At 66.3% G+C, this 19,043-nt stretch carries 14 protein-coding genes; 8 read left to right on the top strand and 6 right to left on the bottom strand.

Annotation, left to right across the window (positions count from 1 at the left end):
• Together IP92_RS17485 and IP92_RS17490 are read left to right on the top strand one after the other, a co-directional pair.
• On the top strand, positions 1–1,278 hold the full coding sequence (locus IP92_RS17485; protein WP_145877291.1) for an MFS transporter: 1,278 nt from the start codon (positions 1–3) through the stop codon (positions 1,276–1,278).
• Between the two features lie 25 nt (positions 1,279–1,303).
• Positions 1,304–2,314, top strand: a complete 1,011-nt coding sequence (locus IP92_RS17490) for a substrate-binding domain-containing protein (protein ID WP_145877294.1) — start codon at positions 1,304–1,306, stop codon at positions 2,312–2,314.
• A gap of 4 nt (positions 2,315–2,318) precedes the next feature.
• Here IP92_RS17490 and IP92_RS17495 read toward each other — a convergent pair whose 3' ends face one another.
• The 5 genes from IP92_RS17495 to IP92_RS17515 all read right to left on the bottom strand — a co-directional run bounded on the left by IP92_RS17495 (position 2,319) and on the right by IP92_RS17515 (position 11,754).
• Positions 2,319–2,519: a hypothetical protein gene (locus IP92_RS17495; RefSeq protein ID WP_145877296.1), complete on the bottom strand. Its 201-nt coding sequence runs from the start codon at positions 2,517–2,519 to the stop codon at positions 2,319–2,321.
• 15 nt (positions 2,520–2,534) lie between these two features.
• A complete protein-coding gene (locus IP92_RS17500) occupies positions 2,535–3,431 on the bottom strand; it encodes a phytanoyl-CoA dioxygenase family protein (protein WP_158206768.1) in 897 nt (298 codons plus the stop codon).
• A 158-nt stretch (positions 3,432–3,589) separates the two neighbouring features.
• Positions 3,590–6,889, bottom strand: coding sequence for a fused isobutyryl-CoA mutase/GTPase IcmF (gene icmF / locus IP92_RS17505; RefSeq protein WP_145877300.1), 3,300 nt, complete (start codon positions 6,887–6,889; stop codon positions 3,590–3,592).
• Positions 6,890–7,023: 134 nt separating this feature from the next.
• Positions 7,024–10,599 carry an indolepyruvate ferredoxin oxidoreductase family protein gene (locus tag IP92_RS17510; protein WP_145877302.1) on the bottom strand — a complete coding sequence of 1,192 codons (3,576 nt, stop codon included), beginning with the start codon at positions 10,597–10,599 and terminating at the stop codon, positions 7,024–7,026.
• A 228-nt stretch (positions 10,600–10,827) separates the two neighbouring features.
• Positions 10,828–11,754, bottom strand: coding sequence for a LysR substrate-binding domain-containing protein (locus IP92_RS17515; protein WP_145877304.1), 927 nt, complete (start codon positions 11,752–11,754; stop codon positions 10,828–10,830).
• Positions 11,755–11,831: 77 nt separating this feature from the next.
• Between IP92_RS17515 and IP92_RS17520 the strand changes: the two genes are divergently transcribed.
• Complete coding sequence (locus tag IP92_RS17520; RefSeq protein ID WP_145877305.1) at positions 11,832–13,049, top strand: HD-GYP domain-containing protein; 1,218 nt, start codon at positions 11,832–11,834, stop codon at positions 13,047–13,049.
• Positions 13,050–13,061: 12 nt separating this feature from the next.
• Here IP92_RS17520 and IP92_RS17525 read toward each other — a convergent pair whose 3' ends face one another.
• Positions 13,062–14,111: a GGDEF domain-containing protein gene (locus IP92_RS17525; protein WP_145877308.1), complete on the bottom strand. Its 1,050-nt coding sequence runs from the start codon at positions 14,109–14,111 to the stop codon at positions 13,062–13,064.
• Positions 14,112–14,499: 388 nt separating this feature from the next.
• On the opposite strand from IP92_RS17525, the gene IP92_RS17530 reads away from it, so the two are divergent.
• From IP92_RS17530 to IP92_RS17550, 5 genes are all read left to right on the top strand, one after another.
• Complete coding sequence (locus IP92_RS17530) at positions 14,500–14,688, top strand: Flp family type IVb pilin (RefSeq protein ID WP_145877310.1); 189 nt, start codon at positions 14,500–14,502, stop codon at positions 14,686–14,688.
• A gap of 57 nt (positions 14,689–14,745) precedes the next feature.
• The gene (locus IP92_RS17535) at positions 14,746–15,288 is read left to right on the top strand and encodes an A24 family peptidase (protein ID WP_145877312.1); all 543 of its coding nucleotides are present in this window, start codon (positions 14,746–14,748) and stop codon (positions 15,286–15,288) included.
• A gap of 61 nt (positions 15,289–15,349) precedes the next feature.
• Positions 15,350–16,711 carry an ATP-binding protein gene (locus tag IP92_RS17540; protein ID WP_145877314.1) on the top strand — a complete coding sequence of 454 codons (1,362 nt, stop codon included), beginning with the start codon at positions 15,350–15,352 and terminating at the stop codon, positions 16,709–16,711.
• Positions 16,708–17,538, top strand: coding sequence for a Flp pilus assembly protein CpaB (gene cpaB, locus IP92_RS17545; RefSeq protein WP_145877315.1), 831 nt, complete (start codon positions 16,708–16,710; stop codon positions 17,536–17,538). Before IP92_RS17540 ends, cpaB begins: the two co-directional genes overlap by 4 nt.
• Before the next feature lie 19 nt (positions 17,539–17,557).
• Positions 17,558–19,042, top strand: a complete 1,485-nt coding sequence (locus IP92_RS17550) for a type II and III secretion system protein family protein (RefSeq protein WP_145877318.1) — start codon at positions 17,558–17,560, stop codon at positions 19,040–19,042.
• Position 19,043: the final 1 nt, after the last annotated feature.

A 19,043-nucleotide genomic window follows, 5' to 3' on the forward strand; every position in this document is an offset into this window, starting at 1 on the left:
ATGCAACGACGCCGCATCCTGTTCATACTATTCCTGATCTACTTCGTGTTCGCGATCCTGCTGAACAGCGTGGGCACGGTGATCCTGCAGGTGATCCACAGCTACGGCGTCAGCAAGTCGTCCGCCAGCGTGCTGGAAGGCTTCAAGGACCTGCCGATCGCCATCGTGTCGTTCGCGGTCGCCTCGTTCCTGCCGCGGCTCGGCTACAAGCGTGCGATGCTGGTGGGGCTTGCCATCGTCACGTGCGCGTGCCTGGCGATGCCGCTGGTGCCGGCATTCGGCACGGCCAAGCTGCTGTTCCTCGCGGTCGGCGTGTCGTTCGCGCTGACCAAGGTCTCGGTGTATTCGACGCTGGGGTTGATCGCGAAGGACCGCAAGGAGCATGCCGGCCTGATGAACCTGCTGGAAGGCTTCTTCATGGTGGGCGTGCTGTGCGCTTACTGGGTGTTCGGATTCTTCATCGATTCCCACGATCCGTCGTCGCGCGGCTGGCTGAACGTCTACTGGCTGCTGGCGGCACTGTGCGCGGCCACGTTCGTGCTGCTGACGATGACGACGTTCGACGAGCGCCTGGCCGCGCTGCCGGCCGAGCGCACGCCGGCGCAGGACTTCGCCGCGATGCTGAAGCTGTTCTTCAAGCCGCTCGTGTGCATCTTCGTCGTCACTGCCTTCCTGTACGTGCTGATCGAACAGAGCGTCGGCTCCTGGCTGCCCACGTTCAACAACGAGATCCTGAAGCTGCCGGCGGCGATGAGCGTGCAGGTGACGAGCATCTTCGCCGCGTGCCTGGCAGCCGGGCGCCTGTCGGCCGGCATCGTGCTGCGCCGGCTGCACTGGTATCCGGTGATGAACGTCTGCCTGCTGGGCATGGGCGCCGTCGTGGTACTGGCGCTGCCGCTGACGCACGACGTGGTGGCCAACCCGAACGTCACGTGGGCCACGGCGCCGGCGGCCGCCTTCCTGTTCCCGCTGATCGGCCTGTTCATGGCGCCGATCTACCCGGGCATCAATTCCGTGATGCTCAGTTCCCTGCCGCCGGCCCAGCATTCAGCGATGACGGGGCTGCTCGTGATCTTCTCGGCGCTGGGCGGTACCACCGGCTCGCTGATCACGGGCTACGTGTTCGGCGCGTTCAGCGGCCACTTCGCGTTCTACCTGACGCTGGTGCCGATCGGCGTGGTGCTGGTGATGCTGTTCTTCTTCCGCCGCGCCGTCGAAGGCGCGGGCGATGGCGGCGACCAGCTGGGGGCCTCCACTATAATGGGCAGCCAGCACTGACGCATCGCCGCACGACCACCACCGCATGAACCTGAAAGCCCTGGCCGACACGCTCGGCATGTCGAAGACCACCGTCAGCCGGGCGCTGAACGGCTATCCCGAAGTCTCCGAACGCACCCGGCAGCGCGTGCTGGAGGCCGCGGCGGCGGCAGGCTACCGGGCCAATCCGGTGGCGCGTCATCTTGCCGTCGGCCGCAGCAATGTGCTGGGCATCATCTATCCGCTGCTGCCGGCCGACCTGGGCGACCCGATGTTCCTGGACGTCGTCGGCGGCGTGTCGGCCGCGCTGGAAGCGGCCGGCATGAACTTCATCATCGTGCCCGTCTCGCCGGCCAATGAGTTGCCGACCTATGCGCAGATGGTGACGGGGCGGCGGATCGACGGGTTGATCGTCAGCCGCACGCAGGTCGACGATGCGCGCATCGCCTACCTGACGGACGCCGGCTTTCCTTTCGTCGCGCACGGGCGCACCGCCAGCGCGGCACCGTACGCGTGGTTCGACTACGACAACGCGGCCGGCATCCGCCTGGCGATGCACGCGCTGCTGGCGCAGGGCCACCGCCGCATCGCCTTGCTCGGCTCCCCGGACACGCTGAATTTCGCGCGCCAGCGCCGCGACAGCTACCTCGCGTGCATGGCCGAAGCGGGGCTGACGCCGGACCCGCGCCACCTGATCGAATCGGCGATCGACCGCCGCAGCGGCTACCAGGCTATGCAGCGCCTGCTGGCGGCCACGCCGCGGCCGACGGCCGTCATCGTCGACAGCCACCTGTCCGGCGTCGGCGCCGTGCGCGCGCTGCTCGATGCGGGCCTGGCGATCGGCCGCGACGTGTCGCTGGTGGTATGGGGCACGATGGCCGACGGGTTGGCGGGGCTCGACGTGACGACGATCGACCAGCCGGACGCGCGGGACGCGGGCGCACGGATGGCCGCGATGCTGCTGGCGCTGTTGAACGGTGCGCCGGCGGCGGGACTGCAGGAGTTGTGGCAGCCGGTGTTGCTGCCCGGGGCGACGATCGGGCCTTGCCCCGGCTGAACGGTCAGGAAGAGCGGCGGCGAGGCCTGGGTGGGATCTCGACCGGCTCGTCGAGCGCCAGGCCGCCATGGGCCAGCAAGTCGGAGAACGTGCGGCGGCGGATCTCGTCGCGCAGCAGCTCAGCCACGACCTGCGATTTCAGCAGGCCCAATTCGGCCGCTTCCTCGGCCAGTTCGCGGGGCAGGGTAATTTCGATCATCGTCATGAGGCGGTCTCTCCTTCAGGTCAGGATCAAGCGGTTGATGTAACGGTCGAAAGGCAAGGACCCCGTGTACGGTTCCGGCTCGTACACATAGGCATAGCTGCGGAACAGCGAGTACTGGATCTGCAACATCAGGCGCGGCGTGCCGACCGGCGGCGCGCCCTTGTGGACGCCGGCAGTATCGACGGCAAAGCCGAAGCCGCGCTCGCCGACGGCCGTGATCAGTCGTTCGGCGCCATATTCCTCGCTGATCTCGCCATCGGTCTGCAGCTTCAGGCGCACCGGCGCGCGCGTCTTGTGCGTGCCGCGCACGTAGACGTGCGGTCCATCCGCCGCACCCACGTCGGTCAGGTAGACGATCACCTTGAAATAGCGCCAGTCCTCGGAGTCGCGGTGGAACGTCTGCAGGTCCGAGCGCCGGCCCGGCGTGGGAAACGACCAGCGCACGCCCAGTTGCGAGATCGTCGGCTTGCAGCCGATGTAGCGCTCGGCCAGCTCCAGCAGCGCGGGATCGTTGGCCAGCGACAGGATGTGCGGGCAGCGGATGATGTCGTGCAGGCTGTATTCGGCCAGCCGCGCGGCCGGCGGCACCGCGGCCAGCGTGAAGCGCGACGTGTCGTCCTGGCGGTCCGTCAGCGTCTTGTCGGCGAAATAGGCGTGGATGTCGGCGCACTGGCCGTCCGTCAGCACGTTACCCAGCGGTGCGTAGCCTTCCGCGTGCAGCCGGTCCAGCAGAAGCTTCTGCGCGGGCGCGGGGGCCGGCGCGGAGATGCCGTGGCGCACCCGCACCCAGTTGCGGAACATGCGCACGCACAGCCCGCGTAATGGAGGAGAGACGATGATGCGTTGCAGGTAGTAGAGGAAGCTGTTCGCAGGTTTGAAGCCGTGGCCCGGCGTCAGGCGTGCATATTTCATGTCGGTCCTCATCGAGGCCTGGGCGGTGAAATATGACGTTAGCGGAGCATGTGGGTGCCGTATTGATACACAGCAGAGGTCGCCAGAAGGCGAAGGGAAGGGTTGAGGACGATCAGTGCGGCCGGGATGCGTGTTGTTTCACGCATCCCGGCCCCGTGTCACATATTGCGGCGGTACTGGCCACCGACCTCGAACAGCGCATTCGTGATCTGGCCCAGCGAGCAGACGCGCACGGCGTCCATCAGCTTCGCGAACACGTTCTCGTTGTCGATCGCGGCCTGGCGCAGCGCCGCCAGCGCGGCCGGTGCCTCGTTCGCGTGACGGGTGTGGAAGTCGGCCAGGCGCGTCAGCTGCGATTGCTTCTCGTCGTCCGTCGAACGGGCCAGCTCCAGCGTCTGCGGAATCTCCACGCCCTTCGGATTGCGGAACGTGTTGACGCCGATGATCGGCAGCGAGCCGTCGTGCTTGCGGTGCTCGTACAGCAGCGACTCTTCCTGGATCTTGCCGCGCTGGTAGCCCGTCTCCATCGCGCCCAGGACGCCGCCCCGTTCGGCGATGCGCTCGAACTCCTGCAGCACGGCTTCTTCCACCAGGTCGGTCAGCTCCTCGATGATGAACGAGCCCTGGTTCGGATTCTCGTTCTTCGCCAGGCCCCATTCGCGGTTGATGATCAGCTGGATCGCCAGCGCGCGGCGCACCGATTCGTCGGTCGGCGTCGTGATCGCCTCGTCGTACGCGTTGGTGTGCAGCGAGTTGCAGTTGTCGTAGATCGCGATCAGCGCCTGCAACGTCGTGCGGATGTCGTTGAAGTCGATCTCCTGCGCATGCAGCGAGCGGCCGGAGGTCTGGATGTGGTACTTCAGCTTCTGGCTGCGCTCATTCGCGCCGTACTTGTCGCGCATCGTCACGGCCCAGAGGCGGCGGGCGACGCGGCCGAGCACCGTGTATTCCGGGTCCATGCCGTTCGAGAAGAAGAACGACAGGTTCGGCGCGAAGTCGTCGATGTGCATGCCGCGCGCCAGGTACGCTTCGACGAACGTGAAGCCGTTCGACAGTGTGAACGCCAGCTGCGAGATCGGGTTCGCGCCCGCTTCGGCGATGTGATACCCCGAGATGGACACCGAGTAGAAATTGCGCACCTGGTGATGCACGAAGTACTCCTGGATATCGCCCATCACCTTCAGCGAGAACTCGGTCGAGAAGATGCACGTGTTCTGGCCCTGGTCTTCCTTCAGGATGTCGGCCTGCACCGTGCCGCGCACGTTCTGCAGCACCCATGCGCGGATCTTCGCCGCTTCGTCGTCGGTCGGCTGGCGGTGATTCTCGGCGACGAACTTGTCCATCTGCTGGTCGATCGCCGTGTTCATGAACATCGCCAGGATCGTCGGCGCGGGGCCGTTGATCGTCATCGAGACGGACGTCGATGGGTTGCACAGGTCGAAGCCGTCGTACAGCACCTTCATGTCGTCCAGGGTGGCGATCGACACGCCCGAGTTGCCGACCTTGCCGTAGATGTCCGGCCGCAGCGCGGGGTCCGCGCCGTACAAGGTGACGGAGTCGAAAGCGGTGGACAGCCGCTTTGCATCGAGCCCTTCGGAGACGAGCTTGAAGCGGCGGTTGGTGCGGAATGCATCGCCTTCGCCGGCGAACATGCGCGTCGGGTCCTCGCCTTCGCGCTTGAACGCGAACACGCCGGCCGTGTAAGGGAACGAGCCGGGGACGTTCTCCAGCATCAGCCAGCGCAGCAGCTCGCCGTGGTCCTCGTACTTCGGCAGCGACACCTTCCTGATTTTCGTGCCGGACAGCGTGTGCTGCACGAGGCCCGTGCGGATTTCCTTGTCGCGAATCTTGACGACGTATTCGTCGCCCGCATACGCGGCCTGCATGTCCGGCCACATCGCCAGCAGCTTCTTCGCGGTGCCGTCCAGCGCCTGTTCGCGCTCGCCGATCACGTCGTCGAAATCAGCGGCGAGGTTGGCCACCTTGCCTGCGGCCGCCAGCATGCGCTTCGCTTCCGTGAGCTGCTGACGCTCGCGCGCCAGCACGGCCTGCCGGCGCACCTGCTTGTGGTAGCCGCGCACCGTGTCCGCGATCTCGGCCAGGTAGCGCGCGCGGGCCGGCGGCACGATCACGTTCTTGCCCGAGCTGTGGCGCACGTTCACCGGCGCCAGCGTGCCGGGGCGGGCGCGCAAGCCGAAGCCGGCCAGCTTCGGCAGCAGGCCCTGGTACAGCGCGGTGACGCCGTCGTCGTTGAAGCGCGATGCCTGGGTGCCGTAGACGGGCATCTGGTCCGGGTTCTGGCTCCACAGCTCGCGGTTGCGCTGGTACTGCTTCGCGACGTCGCGCAGCGCATCCTGCGCACCCTTGCGGTCGAACTTGTTGATCGCGATGAAGTCCGCGAAGTCCAGCATGTCGATTTTTTCCAGCTGCGAGGCGGCGCCGAATTCCGGCGTCATCACGTACATCGACACGTCCACGTGCGGCACGATCGCCGCGTCGCCCTGGCCGATGCCGGACGTCTCGACGATGACGAGGTCGAAGCCCGCCACCTTGCACGCGGCGATCACGTCGGGCAGCGCCTGCGAGATTTCGGAGCCTGCTTCGCGCGTCGCGAGCGAGCGCATGAAGACGCGATGCTGCCCATTCCATGGGTTGATCGCGTTCATGCGGATGCGGTCGCCCAGCAGCGCGCCACCGGACTTGCGGCGCGACGGATCGATCGAGATGATCGCGATGTTGATGGCGTCTTCCTGGTCCAGCCGGATGCGGCGGATCAGCTCATCGGTCAGCGACGACTTGCCTGCGCCGCCCGTGCCCGTGATGCCCAGCGTCGGCACGTTCAGGCGCTCGGCAGCTTGCAGCAGCTCGCGGCGCAGCTCGGGCGCTGCCTTGTCGTTCTCCAGCGCCGTGATCAACTGCGCCAGCGGGCGGTGACGGTCCACGATGTCGCCGCCTTGCAGCGGCGCCAGCGACGTCGGCGAATACTGCGACAGGTCGACGTCGCACTGCTGCACCATCCACTGGATCATGCCGGCAAGGCCCATGCGCTGGCCGTCCTCCGGGCTGAAGATGCGCGTCACGCCATAGTCGTGCAGTTCCGCGATCTCGGATGGCACGATGACGCCGCCGCCACCACCGAACACCTTGATGTGGGCACCGCCGCGCTGGCGCAGCAGGTCGATCATGTACTTGAAGTACTCGACGTGGCCGCCCTGGTAGCTGGAGATCGCGATGCCCTGCACGTCTTCCGCCAGGGCAGCGGTGACCACCTCGTCGACGGAACGGTTATGTCCGAGGTGCACGACCTCGACGCCATGCGACTGCAGGATGCGGCGCATGATGTTGATGGAAGCATCGTGGCCGTCGAACAGCGAAGCGGCCGTCACGAAGCGCACCTTGTTGGCCGGCCGCGCCGGCGTGTCGGCGGCGAGGGTCTTGGCGGAAGTCAGATCGTTCATGGGTGTCCCTGATAATTCTTCTATTACGTTAACGTAAACGTAAAATGGGGAAGGTTTCAAGCGGTTTTTCGCGCGCTCACCGCCCCCAAGAGGCAAATGCTGGGGTCAGACCCGGCGGGTCTGACCCCGAACTGCTAGGCTGCGTGCTGGTGCGAGCCGCCGAAGACGGACAGCAGCCGCGCCTGCTCGGCGTGGTAAGCCACGACGGCTTTTTCCTTCACGTGGCCGAAGCCGCGGATTTTTTCCGGCAGGGCGGCGATCAGCACCGCGGTGTCGTAGTTATCAGGCGTCAGGCGGGCCAGCACGTCGGCGATCGTCTGGCGGTATTCGGCGATCAGCGCGCGCTCCATCTTGCGCTCGGCGGTGCGGCCGAACACGTCGAGCGGGCCGCCGCGCAAGCCTTTCAGCTTGGCCAGCACCTTGAACGCCTTCCACATCCACGAGCCGTATTGCGCCTTGACGAGGTGGCCCTGTGCATCCTTCTTCGCGAAGATCGGCGGCGCCAGGTTGAACTTCAGCGTGAAGTCGCCTTCGAACTGCGTCTTCAGCTGCTCGACGAAGCGGCCGTCCGTGTACAGGCGCGCCACTTCGTATTCGTCCTTGTACGCCATCAGCTTCGCCAGCGATTTCGCCACCGCCAGCGACAGCTTGTTGGACAGGCCCAGCGCACTTTCGCGCGCCCGTACCTGCTCGACGAATTGCTGGTATTGCGAAGCGTAGGCGGCATCCTGGTAGCCCGTCAGGAACTTGACGCGCTTCTTGATCACGGAGTCCAGGCTCTGCGGCATTTGCAGCACGACCGGTTGTGCGGGCGTGGCGATCTGCTCGACGCGCTTCACGTCCACCGCGGCGCGGCGGCCCCACAGGAAGCTCTTCTTGTTCGATTCGACCGCCACGCCGTTCATCTCGATCGCCCGCAGCAGCGCCGCTTCCGACAGCGGAATGCGGCCGCGCTGCCACGCATAGCCCAGCATGAACAGGTTGGCGGCGATCGAGTCGCCCATCAGCGCGGTGGCCAGCTTCGTCGCATCGATGAAGTCCGCGGCGTCCGGCCCACCGACCGACTCCTCGATCAGCGCGCGCACGTCGCCGGCCGGGTATTCCCAGTCGGCGTTCTGCGCGAACGTGCCAGGCGGCTGCTCGTGCAGGTTGACGACGGCCAGCGTGCGGCCGGGGCGCATCTTCGAGACCGCGTCGGCGGCGCCGGCCGTCAGCATGTCGCAGCCCAGCACGAGGTCCGCCTCGCCGGTGGCGATGCGTTGCGCGCGCAGGTGGGCCGGCGACTTCGCGATCTTCACGTGCGACGTCACCGAGCCGTTCTTCTGCGACATGCCCGTCATGTCCAGCACCGATGCGCCTTTGCCTTCCAGGTGCGCGGCCATGCCCATCAACGCGCCGACGGTGATCACGCCCGTGCCGCCGATGCCGTTGATCAGGATGTTGTACGGCTGCTCGCAGTCGGGCAGCTTCGGCAGGGGCAGCGTGCCCCAGTCGTCCGTATTGCCCTTGCCGGCCTTGGACTTCTTCAGCGTGCCGCCTTCGACAGTGACGAAGCTGGGGCAGAAGCCCTTCGCGCACGAGTAATCCTTGTTGCAGCTGGACTGGTCGATGGTGCGCTTGCGGCCGAACTCCGTTTCCTTCGGCAGGATCGACACGCAGTTCGACTGGATGCCGCAGTCGCCGCAGCCCTCGCACACGGCATCGTTGATGACCATGCGCTTGTTCGGGTCCGGGTACTCGTTCTTTTTCCTGCGGCGGCGCTTCTCGGCCGCGCAGGTCTGGTCGTAGATCAGCACCGTGCAGCCCGGGATCTCGCGCAGCTCGCGCTGCACGGCGTCCATCTCCTTGCGATCGTGCAGCGTCACGAAGGCCGGCAGGTTCGAACGGTCTTCATAGCGCGACAGGTCTTCCGTCACCAGCGCGATGCGCTGGACGCCTTCGGCCGCCATCTGCTGCGCGATCATCGGCACGGACACGGTGCCGTCCACCGGCTGGCCGCCCGTCATCGCGACGGCGTCGTTGTACAGGATCTTGTAGGTGATGTTGACCTTGGCCGCGACGGCGGCGCGGATCGCCAGGTAGCCGGAGTGGAAGTAGGTGCCGTCTCCCAGGTTCTGGAACACGTGCGGCACTTTCGAGAACGCGGCCTGGCCGATCCATGGCGCGCCTTCGCCGCCCATGTGCGTCGTCAGCTTGTTCATCTCCGGGTAGATCGACGTGGCCATCACGTGGCAGCCGATGCCGGCCAGCGCGAAGCTGCCGTCCGGGACTTTCGTCGACGTGTTGTGCGGGCAGCCGGAGCAATAGAACGCGGGGCGGAACGGCGTGCTGATCGCCTTCTTCAGCACGGCGTCCTTCGCGTCGAGGAACGTCAGGCGCGCCTTGATCTGATCCTGGATATGCGTGTCCGTCACATAGCGCTTCACGCGCGAGGCGATCACGCGCGCCACCTGCGACACCGAGAAGTCGGCCTTCGGCGGCAGCAGCCATTCGCCGCGGGGCGCGACCCACTCGCCCTTGTCGTCGAACTTGCCGATCACGCGGGGGCGCACGTCGTCGCGCCAGTTGTACAGCTGTTCCTTCAACTGGTACTCGACGAACTGGCGCTTCTCTTCGACCACCAGGATCTCGTCGAGGCCCTGGGCGAATTCGCGCACCGAGTCCGGCTCCAGTGGCCACGGCATCGATACCTTGAACAGGCGCAGGCCGACCTTGGCGGCCATCTCCTCGTCGATGCCCAGCTCTTCGAGCGCTTCGAGCACGTCCAGATACGACTTGCCGGAGGCGATGATGCCCAGCTTCGCATCGGGGTTGTCGATCGTCGTGTGATTGAGCTTGTTCTCCCGCGCGTACGCGAGCGCCGCATAGATCTTGTAGTCCTGCATCAGCGCTTCCTGGTTGCGCGCCTGCTGGCCCAGCGGGATCGACGACAGCCGCGCATTCAGGCCGCCCTCCGGCATGTGGAAGTCCTGCGGAATCTTCACCTGCACGCGGAATGGATCGGCATCGACGGAGGCCGACGATTCCACGGTGTCGGCCAGTGCCTTGAACGCGACGGCGCAACCGGAGAAGCGCGACATCGCCCAGCCATGCACACCCAGGTCCAGGTATTCCTGCACATTGCACGGGTACAGCACGGGGATCATGCAGGCCGAGAAGATGTGGTCGGACTGGTGCGGCAAGGTCGACGAATAGGCGCCGTGGTCGTCACCGGCCACCAGCAGGATGCCGCCGTGTTTCGCCGTGCCGGCATGGTTCATGTGCTTGAAGACGTCGCCGCAGCGGTCGACGCCGGGGCCCTTGCCGTACCACATCGCGAACACGCCGTCGTACTTGGCCGGGCCGATCAAGTCCACCTGCTGCGAGCCCCACACGGCCGTCGCGGCAAGGTCCTCGTTCACGCCCGGCACGAACTGGACGTGGCTCGCTTCCAGGTGCTTCCGCGTCTTCCACAGCGTTTCATCGAGGCCGCCGAGGGGCGAGCCGCGGTAGCCGGAAATGAAGCCCGCGGTGTTCAGGCCGGCAGCTTCGTCGCGCTTTTTCTGCATCAGCGGGAGGCGGACGAGGGCTTGGATACCGGAGAGGAAGATCTTGCCGGAAGTGGCGGTGTACTTGTCGTCCAGGCTGACGTCGTTCAGACGGACTGGCTGCGCGGGGTCCGGGGCGCCGGGTAGGGGCGCGGCGGCACCCATTGCCGAGGTGTCGGGCATGGCTTGTCTCCAAAATGCTTATTTCGGTTGCGCCTGCGCCATCGCACGTCGGGTAGAAGCGATCCGGCCCAGGCCACTGTCGTGCCCGTACCGGTCTGCCGCCGGCTGGTGTCGGGCCCGTGACCGCTGTTTGCGGTCCTTCGGCTGCCAAGTCTACGCCCCGGTTGACGTATACGGAAATAGCGTTTGGGGATGGGGGTATAAGAAAAACTGATGGCCGCCGAGAGGCTACAGCAGTGTGGCACCCGGCCATGTGCCTTGGTCGCAGAGCCGGCGCACCACGTCGCTGGCCAGCCGGCTGACCGCCGCCGCCGCATTCGTCAGCGGCAGCGAGCGCGACGCGCACAGCACCACCGTGCGCGAGATCGCCGGGCTGTGGATGTCCAGCGAGCGCATCTGGCCCCGCTCGATTTCCGGCAGCACCGGCGCCACCGGCAGGATCGTCGCACCCATGTCGGCCATGATCGCGGACTTCAGGATCGCGATCGAGTTGATCTCGATGACCCCCGAGGTCACCAGTCCCGCCCCCCGCGCCACCGCCTCGATGCGCGGGCGCACGCCATGCTGCAGGCCGGGCAGGATCAACGTGGCGGACAGCGCCTCGGCCAGCGTGACGTCCTTGCGGCCGGCAAACCATGGCGCATCGGCGCGGCAGATGAAGCGCAGCGCTTCCTCGGCCAGCGGCGTCGTCGCGAACGGTGTCAGTTGGCCGTCGTCGAACAGCACGGCGAGGTTGACGCGGCCGGACTTGAGCTGTTCGGCCAGATTCCCCGTCAGCTCCTCGGTCAGCTGCAACGTGATGTCCGGGTACTGCTCACGGGCGGCGGACAGCAGCGGCAGCGCCAGCGCCGCCGAGATGCTGTGCGGCAGGCCCAGCGTGACCGTGCCGGACGGGCGGGCCGACTGGGTGACGGCCGAGCGGGCGTCCGCCACCTGCTTCAGGATCGCCTGCGCGTGTTCATAGAATACCTTGCCGGCATCCGTGCTGTGCACACCCTGGGCGCTGCGATGCAGCAGCTGGGCTCCCAGCTCCTCCTCGAGCTGGCGCAGTTGCTGCGTCAGCGCGGGCTGGGCCACGTGCAGCACGACGGCCGCCCGCGACAGGGAGCCGTGGTCGACGATCGCAACGAAATACCGCAGCTGGCGCAGTTCCATAATTTACAACACGTAATAGTGCATTTTGGAAACCTTTTGATATACTGGTATGGTAACCATCCTTATCGCTGTCCCGCATGCTCAAGAAAATCGCATCATCGCAGTTAAAGCCGGGCATGTACATCCACGATCTTTCCTGCGACTGGATGGACCATCCTTTCATGCGCAGCCGCTTCGCACTGTCGAGCGATGCGGAAGTGCGCAAGATCCTCGATGCCGGCATCCACACGGTGGTGATCGATACGGCCAGGGGCGACGACGTGGATGCGCCGACCGTCGAGGAGGCGGACGCGGCGCTCGAGGAGGAAGTGCGCCGGATCGCCGAGCAGCCGGTGCGGCCCGCGAAGGTGGCGTTGGGCGAGGAGCTGGAACGGGCCGCGAAGATCCGCCGCGAAGCATCGGACCTCGTGAAGAACGTGATGGCCGACGCGCGCCTGGGCAGGGCGATCGAGATCGGCCACGTGCAGCCGATGGTGCAGAACGTCACCGAATCGATCCTTCGTAATCCGGGCGCATTGACGGGGCTGCTGCGCATCAAGACGAAGGACGACTACACGTTCCTGCATTCGGTCAGCGTGTGCGCGCTGCTGGTCGCGTTCTGCCAGTCGCGCGGCATGGAGGCGGACCTGGTGCGCGAAGCGGGCCTGGGCGGGCTGCTGCACGATACCGGCAAGGCGCTGGTGCCGGATGCGATCCTGAACAAGCCGGGCCGGTTGACGGACGAGGAATTCGCGATCATCCGCCGCCACCCGGAAGACGGCTACAACATCCTGCGCCGCTCGCCCGAAGTGAGCGAGATCGCGCTCGAGATCACGCTGCACCACCATGAGCGGCGCGACGGCAGCGGCTATCCGCATAAGCTGGCGAGCGACGACATCAGCCTGCTGGCGCAGATGGCGGCGATCGTCGACGTCTACGACGCGATCACGGCGGACCGCTGCTACCACCGCGGCATCGCACCGGCCGCCGCGCTGCGCAAGCTGTATGAGTGGAGCAAGTTCCACTTCAACCCGCAACTGGTGCAGGAATTCATGCGCTGCGTCGGCATCTACCCGGTGGGCACGCTGGTGCGGCTGGAGTCGGGGCGCCTCGGCGTCGTCGTCGAGCCGCACGAGAGCAATCTGCTGGCGCCGAAAGTGAACGTGTTCTTCAGCGCGAAGAACAATGTCTACATCAAGCCGGAAACGGTGGACCTGGCGCGGGGCCTGGGCTTTGGCGGGGCCGACCGGATCGTCAGCCATGAGAATGCCGCGCAGTGGAACGTGGACCCGATGCGCTTCCTGACGCTCGGGTAGCAGCCAAGCCGCTCAGAAGAACTCGGCGGTGTCGTTCGATTCGACGGTCTGCAGCAGGCCGCCGCTGACCAGTTCGTCGTAATGGCACGCCATGTTGCGGCCGTGGCTCTTCGCGTAGTACAGCGCCTGGTCGGCGCGCCCCAGCACCACCACCGGCGGCTCATAGGCGCTGATCGCGACGAAGCCGACGCTGACCGTCACCTTGCCCACCTGCGGGAAATCGTGCTGCTCGACGTTCATGCGGAAGCGGTCGATGATCTTCTTCGCATTCGCCAGGGTGGACGAGCGCAGCAGCACGACGAATTCCTCGCCGCCGAAGCGGAATACGCGGTCCTGCGCGCGGAACGACGACGTCAGCAGGTTGGCGATCAGGATCAGCACTTCGTCGCCATACAGGTGGCCGAACTTGTCGTTGACGTGCTTGAAATGGTCGACGTCGACAACGGCCAGCCATTGCTTTTCTTCTTCCGAGTGCTGGCGCCGTTCCGGCTCGCCCGGCGGCAAGGTCAGCGAATCCTGTTCGGTCGACGAGGCCTGCAGCATCTTCGCCAGCTGGTCGTCGAAGGTCTTGCGGTTGAGCAGGCCCGTCAGCGAGTCGCGTTCGCTGTAGTCGAGCAGGTTCTGGAAATTGCGGTAGACGCTGACGATGCCGCCGATCACATGGATCGTGTCCGCCGTGTAGGGCGTCGGGTTGACGATCTCCAGGCACGTATCGGCCTTGTCGCCCAGCCAGATCGGCAGCCACAGCGTGTGCCGGCCTTCCGCGTCCATCTGGTCCGCCGAGGATTCGTGGCGCGCGATGCATGCCGCCAGTGCCGGGAAATTGCCGATCGGCTCGCCCGGACTGGCCGGGTCGGGATTCTCCTCCATCCGCGCCGGTTTGCCGGCGCTGATCACCGCACGGGAACGTACGTACAGCTGGCCGCGCACGCTGGCCAGCGTCAGGACGCGGGCACGGCTGGCGCCGGCCAGTTCCTGGACCGCCGAGATCACGGAGATGTCCAGCATCGTGTGATCGCGGTGACCGGTCATGTCCACCATGTGTTTCAGTAGGGAATCCATGCTCGTACTCTCAGTTGCGGCGAGTGTTTCCGAAAATCAAGGCACACAGTGACGCAAAGCACGAGGCCTTTCCCAAGGACAGCTGATCAGCATAAATCCTTTTTGCATTACTGGCAATTATCCTTAGCGAAAATTCTTGAAAAACGCCACGATTCTACCCTTTGTTCGCGGGGGAGAGCGCCTTCCTCCCGCCATTCCACGGTAGCGCTAGCCAGAATGCAACAAATGGGCTCCGGCGCCCCCGACGCCGGTGCGGACCCGGTTCTCAACGGAAAGCTTGTCGCTCATCAATATTTCTCTAAAGCATAAATCGTATAGTGACTGCAATGGCGCACGGTATGTTGCCAGAGGGAAGTCCATCAACAGGTTGTTCGTGACGGAGGGAATCATGAAGACGTTAATTGTTGCAGCCCGGGAGTTCGCCCGGGATGAAGAGGGTATCACCGCGATCGAGTATGGCCTGATCGCGGCGGTGATTGCCGGTGTGATCAGCGTTGCATTCACCAGCGTCGGCACCGCCATCAAGGGGGCGTTCGAGACGATCTCCACCAAGATCACCACTGCCGTCGGCAGCTGACGCCCGCGCGCTGCCCGCCGGCGACCCCGGCGGGCTTTTCTTTTTTGGGGTGGCGCGATGAACCTGGCACTTCAATCGATGCTGTTGTGGCTGATGGCCCAGGCCGCCATCACTGACCTGGCGCTGCGCCGCATTCCAAACGTTCTCGTGTTTTGCGGCTTGCTCATAGCGTTGCTGCTGCACGTGTTCACGGGCCGCGGGTACGACTGGCTGTCGATCTGGCTCAGCGGGCTCGGTACCGGTTTCTTCCTGTTCCTGCCGTTGTACATGCTGCGTGGCATGGCGGCCGGCGACGTCAAGCTGATGGCGATGACGGGCGCCTTTGTCGGGCCTGCCCTCACCGTCGAGATCGCCGTGCTGACGTGCCTGATCGGTGGCGTGCTCGCGCTGCTGATGGTCGCGTGCAGCGGCCGCTGGCGCATGTTGCTGCGTAACCTGAAAGTCATGGCGTGGCCGCTGCTGGGCCGCGCCGTCGGCTACCCGTTGGAACCCGTGCCGCTGCCGCGCGAAGCCAGTGCCGGCGGCATTCCGTATGGCGTGGCGATTGCGCTGGGAACGACGGCCGTGGTGCTGCAGCCACATTGGCCCTCTTTTGCTTGACGTCAATATCCACACGGAAACGCATCGCTATCATCGGCTCCTCTATAAGGGGGATCAGGCAATGATGGACCTTCAAACGAATCTGACGGGTGAACGGAACGAGGCACAGCCGCAGCTGCCGCCCCAGCCGAAAACAGTACGCGAGACGGGCCTGGAGCTGGCGCTGCTCGTCGAACTGGCGGCGAAAAGCCTGTTCAGTTCCGGCAAGACGCACCTGCCCGTCCTGACGACCCGGCTGCGCCTGTCGATCAATGTGCTGCGCGAAGTGCTGGACTTCATGGTGGCCGAGCAACTGGCCGAGGTGGCCTGGCGGGGCGAGGCGGACATCGACGTGCAGTACCAGCTGACATCCGCCGGTCGCCAGCGCGCCGTGGCAATGCTGGAACGATGTGCCTACGCCGGGCCGGCGCCGGTGCCGCTGGATGCCTACCGCGCCATGGTGCAACGCCAGTCGGCATTGCTGCCGGCCGTGACGGCCGCCGACGTGGCCGCCGAATTTGCCGACGACTGCCTGCCCGCCAGCGTGCGCCAGCTGGCCGGCGCGGCACTGCATGCGCACCGCTCGCTGTTGCTGCACGGCCCATCCGGCAGCGGCAAGACGACGCTGGCGCGGCGCCTGGGGCGGCTGCTGCAGGGCACGGTCGGCGTACCGTACGCCATCGCCGTCGGCCAGCAGATCGTGCAGCTGTTCGACGGTGCGATCCACCAGAGCCCGATGGCGCCGCCGCAAGGCCGTGCGCTCGGCGAGCGCCGCAGCACCGACAGCCGCTGGGCACTGTGCCGCCGGCCCGTGCTGCACATGGGCGCCGAGCTGACGCTGGACATGCTGGACCTGCGCCACGACCCGTTCTCCGGCAGCTACCACGCACCGCCGCACGTGAAGGCGGCCGGCGGGCTGTTCATCGTGGACGACCTGGGCCGGCACCGGGTGCCCGCGGCCGAGCTGCTGAATCGCTTCACCCAGCCGCTCGATACGGGGGCCGAGCACCTGAGCCTGCAGGGCGGCCACAAGTTCGCCGTGCCGTTCGACGCGACGATGATCTTCGTGACGAACTTCGAGCCGCAGGCGCTGCTCGATCCGTCTTCGCTGCGCCGGCTCGGCTACAAGGTGCACGTGGGGCCGATCGGCGAGGCGGCGTACCGCACGCTGTTCCGCCAGCAGTGCCGGACGTTCGGCATCGTGCCGGACGAGGTGGCGCTGTCCTACCTGATCGACGAGCTGCACCGTGGCGGTGGCCAGCCGCTGCTGGCCAGCTTCCCGCGCGAGATCCTGTCGCGCATCGCCGATTTCGCCGCGTTCGCCGGGCAATCGCCCGGCATGTCGGTGGCCACCGTCGACCAGGCATGGTCGAGCATGTTCGCCACCGAGGGACCGCTGTCGGCCGCGCCGGCCGACGCAAGCCTGTTCGAGAGGATAGGATGAAAAACCGCCGCGCCTACATGATGATGGCGTTCGCCATCGTGCTGGGTCTTGCCGCCGTCGCGCTGGCATCGCGCTGGCTGCTGGGCCAGACCCCGACTACCAGCGCCCGCATCGTCGTCGCCGCCAGCGACGTCAGCCTGGGTCAGCGCCTCGGGCCCGAGATGGTGAAACTGTCCGAGTGGCCGGCCGACAGCGTGCCGGCCGGCGCACTGCGCGATCCGCTGAAACTGTCGGGCCGCGTGCTGAAGACCAGCGTGCTGCGCGGTGAGCCGCTGACGGAAGTGAAGCTGGCCCCCGTGGGCACGCTGGGCGGCCTGTCGGCGCTGATCGGCGAAGGCAAGCGGGCGATCACCGTGCGGGTCAACGACGTGATCGGCGTGGCCGGCTTCGCACTGCCGGGCAACTTCGTCGACATCCTCGTCAGCACGTCCGACGGGGTCGCGAATCTCAATGGCCACGAGCAGGCGATCTCGAAGATCGTGCTGGAGCGCATTCTCGTGCTGGCCGTGGCCCAGGAAGTCAGCCGCGACGATACCAAGCCGCGCGTCGTCAACGCCGTCACGCTCGAGGTCGCACCGGCGCAGGCGGAAAAGCTGGACCTTGCCCGCAGCGTCGGCAGCCTGTCGCTGGTGCTGCGCAACCAGGTCGATCCGACGCCGGGCACGACGAGCGGCGCGACGAAGAGCAGCCTGCTGGGCACGGCCACTGCCGCATCGGAGAAGCCGGCGGAGCCGGTACGCCGCGCGCCGCAACAAGTGGCCGCAGGGGCGCCGCGCCACTGTGTCGGCACCATCGACGGGCTGAAAAGCCGCCAGGAATGCCTGTAACGGCATCGTGAGGACGCCCATGAATCCGCTACCGCGCCATATCCGCTTAGCCACCTTCGCTCTCGCCGGCGTGCTCGCCGCCCGCGCCGGCGCCGCCACGGACCCGGCAGCCAGCGAGCCCGCCGCCACGCCGGCGCCGGCCCGCAAGGCCGCGCCGGCGCACGTCGAAGGCCCCCGCTGCCGTGGCGAGGCGGCGGCGCCGGGGCAGCTCGCCCTGCAGCTGGGAAAATCCCGGCTGTTGCGGCTGCCCGAGCCCGTCGTCAACCGCAGCGTTGGCGACTCCGCCGTGCTGCAATCGATGCTGGTCGCGCCCGAGACGCTGTACGTGGTCGGCGTCGACGTCGGCAGCACCAACATGATCGTGCAGGGCAGCAGTGGCAAGTGCAGCGTCATCGAGGTGACCGTCAGCATGGACGTGTCCGCCCTGCAGGCCACCCTGGCGGCCGTGCTGCCGGAAGAGAAGGATATCCACGTGACCGCCGCGTCCGACTCCGTCGTGCTGAGCGGCACGGTGACGGATGGCGCAACGTTGGCACGCGTGCTGGAACTGGCGCAAGCCCACGTGCGCCGGCCCGTCAAGCCGCTGACGGACAAGGACGACAAGGCCGCGACCGCGGTGCAGGGCGGTTCGCGCATCGTCAACATGCTGGGCGTCAGTGCGCCGCAGCAGGTGATGCTCGAGGTGAAGATCGCCGAGGTGTCGAAGACACTGCTCGACAAGCTTGAAGCGGGTACGGCCGTGCGACTGCGCGGCGGCGAGTGGACGGCGTCCCTGCTGTCCAATTTCCTCACCGGTACGCTGAAGAGCGGCCTCACGCTGTTCAAGTCGGCGCAGAACCAGCTCAATCTGGACGCGCAGCGCGACGACGCGCTGGTCCGCCTGCTGGCCGAGCCGACCGTGATGGCGATCAGCGGCCAGGAGGGCAGCTTCCTCGCCGGCGGCAAGATCTTCATTCCTGTCGCCCAGGACAACAACAAGATCACGCTGGAAGAGAAGGAGTTCGGCGTCGGGCTGCGCTTCACGCCCACGGTGATGGCGGGCGGGCGCATCAGCCTGAAGGTGGCGCCGGAAGTGTCCGAACTGTCGCGCGAAGGCGTCGGCATCAGTGCGGCCGGTGTCAATGCGACGGCGATCATGCCCTTGATCACCACGCGGCGGGCAACGACGACGGTGCAGTTGTACGACGGACAGAGCTTCGCGATCGGCGGGCTGATCCGCAACAACCAGGTCAGCAACCTGAAGGCGCTGCCCGTGCTGGGCGAGGTGCCGGTGCTGGGATCGTTGTTCCGCAGCACCGATTTCCAGCAGGACCGCACCGAGCTGCTGTTCGTCGTCACGGCCCACCTGGTCAAGCCGCTGCCGCCCGGGTATGCGCTGCCGACCGATGCGTTGCAGCCGGCCAGCCGCGCCGACCTGTTCATGAACGGCAAGATGGAAGCGCCGGCGGACCGCCCCGTTGCGCCGCCCGTGCCCGCCGGACAGTCCGGTTTTCAGCTGAAGTAAG

Source organism: Pseudoduganella flava, from assembly GCF_007830495.1.
GTDB lineage: Bacteria > Pseudomonadota > Gammaproteobacteria > Burkholderiales > Burkholderiaceae_D > Rugamonas > Rugamonas flava.

Bases quoted from the DNA above. Each gene is read 5' to 3' on its own strand.
- IP92_RS17530 (WP_145877310.1), top strand. From the start codon at position 14,500: ATGAAGACGTTAATTGTTGCAGCCCGGGAGTTCGCCCGGGATGAAGAG.
- IP92_RS17520 (WP_145877305.1), top strand. From the start codon at position 11,832: ATGCTCAAGAAAATCGCATCATCGCAGTTAAAGCCGGGCATGTACATC.
- IP92_RS17485 (WP_145877291.1), top strand. From the start codon at position 1: ATGCAACGACGCCGCATCCTGTTCATACTATTCCTGATCTACTTCGTG.
- IP92_RS17535 (WP_145877312.1), top strand. From the start codon at position 14,746: ATGAACCTGGCACTTCAATCGATGCTGTTGTGGCTGATGGCCCAGGCC.
- icmF (WP_145877300.1), bottom strand. From the start codon at position 6,889: ATGAACGATCTGACTTCCGCCAAGACCCTCGCCGCCGACACGCCGGCG.
- cpaB (WP_145877315.1), top strand. From the start codon at position 16,708: ATGAAAAACCGCCGCGCCTACATGATGATGGCGTTCGCCATCGTGCTG.
- IP92_RS17515 (WP_145877304.1), bottom strand. From the start codon at position 11,754: ATGGAACTGCGCCAGCTGCGGTATTTCGTTGCGATCGTCGACCACGGC.
- IP92_RS17490 (WP_145877294.1), top strand. From the start codon at position 1,304: ATGAACCTGAAAGCCCTGGCCGACACGCTCGGCATGTCGAAGACCACC.
- IP92_RS17500 (WP_158206768.1), bottom strand. From the start codon at position 3,431: ATGAAATATGCACGCCTGACGCCGGGCCACGGCTTCAAACCTGCGAAC.
- IP92_RS17495 (WP_145877296.1), bottom strand. From the start codon at position 2,519: ATGACGATGATCGAAATTACCCTGCCCCGCGAACTGGCCGAGGAAGCG.
- IP92_RS17550 (WP_145877318.1), top strand. From the start codon at position 17,558: ATGAATCCGCTACCGCGCCATATCCGCTTAGCCACCTTCGCTCTCGCC.
- IP92_RS17525 (WP_145877308.1), bottom strand. From the start codon at position 14,111: ATGGATTCCCTACTGAAACACATGGTGGACATGACCGGTCACCGCGAT.
- IP92_RS17510 (WP_145877302.1), bottom strand. From the start codon at position 10,599: ATGCCCGACACCTCGGCAATGGGTGCCGCCGCGCCCCTACCCGGCGCC.
- IP92_RS17540 (WP_145877314.1), top strand. From the start codon at position 15,350: ATGATGGACCTTCAAACGAATCTGACGGGTGAACGGAACGAGGCACAG.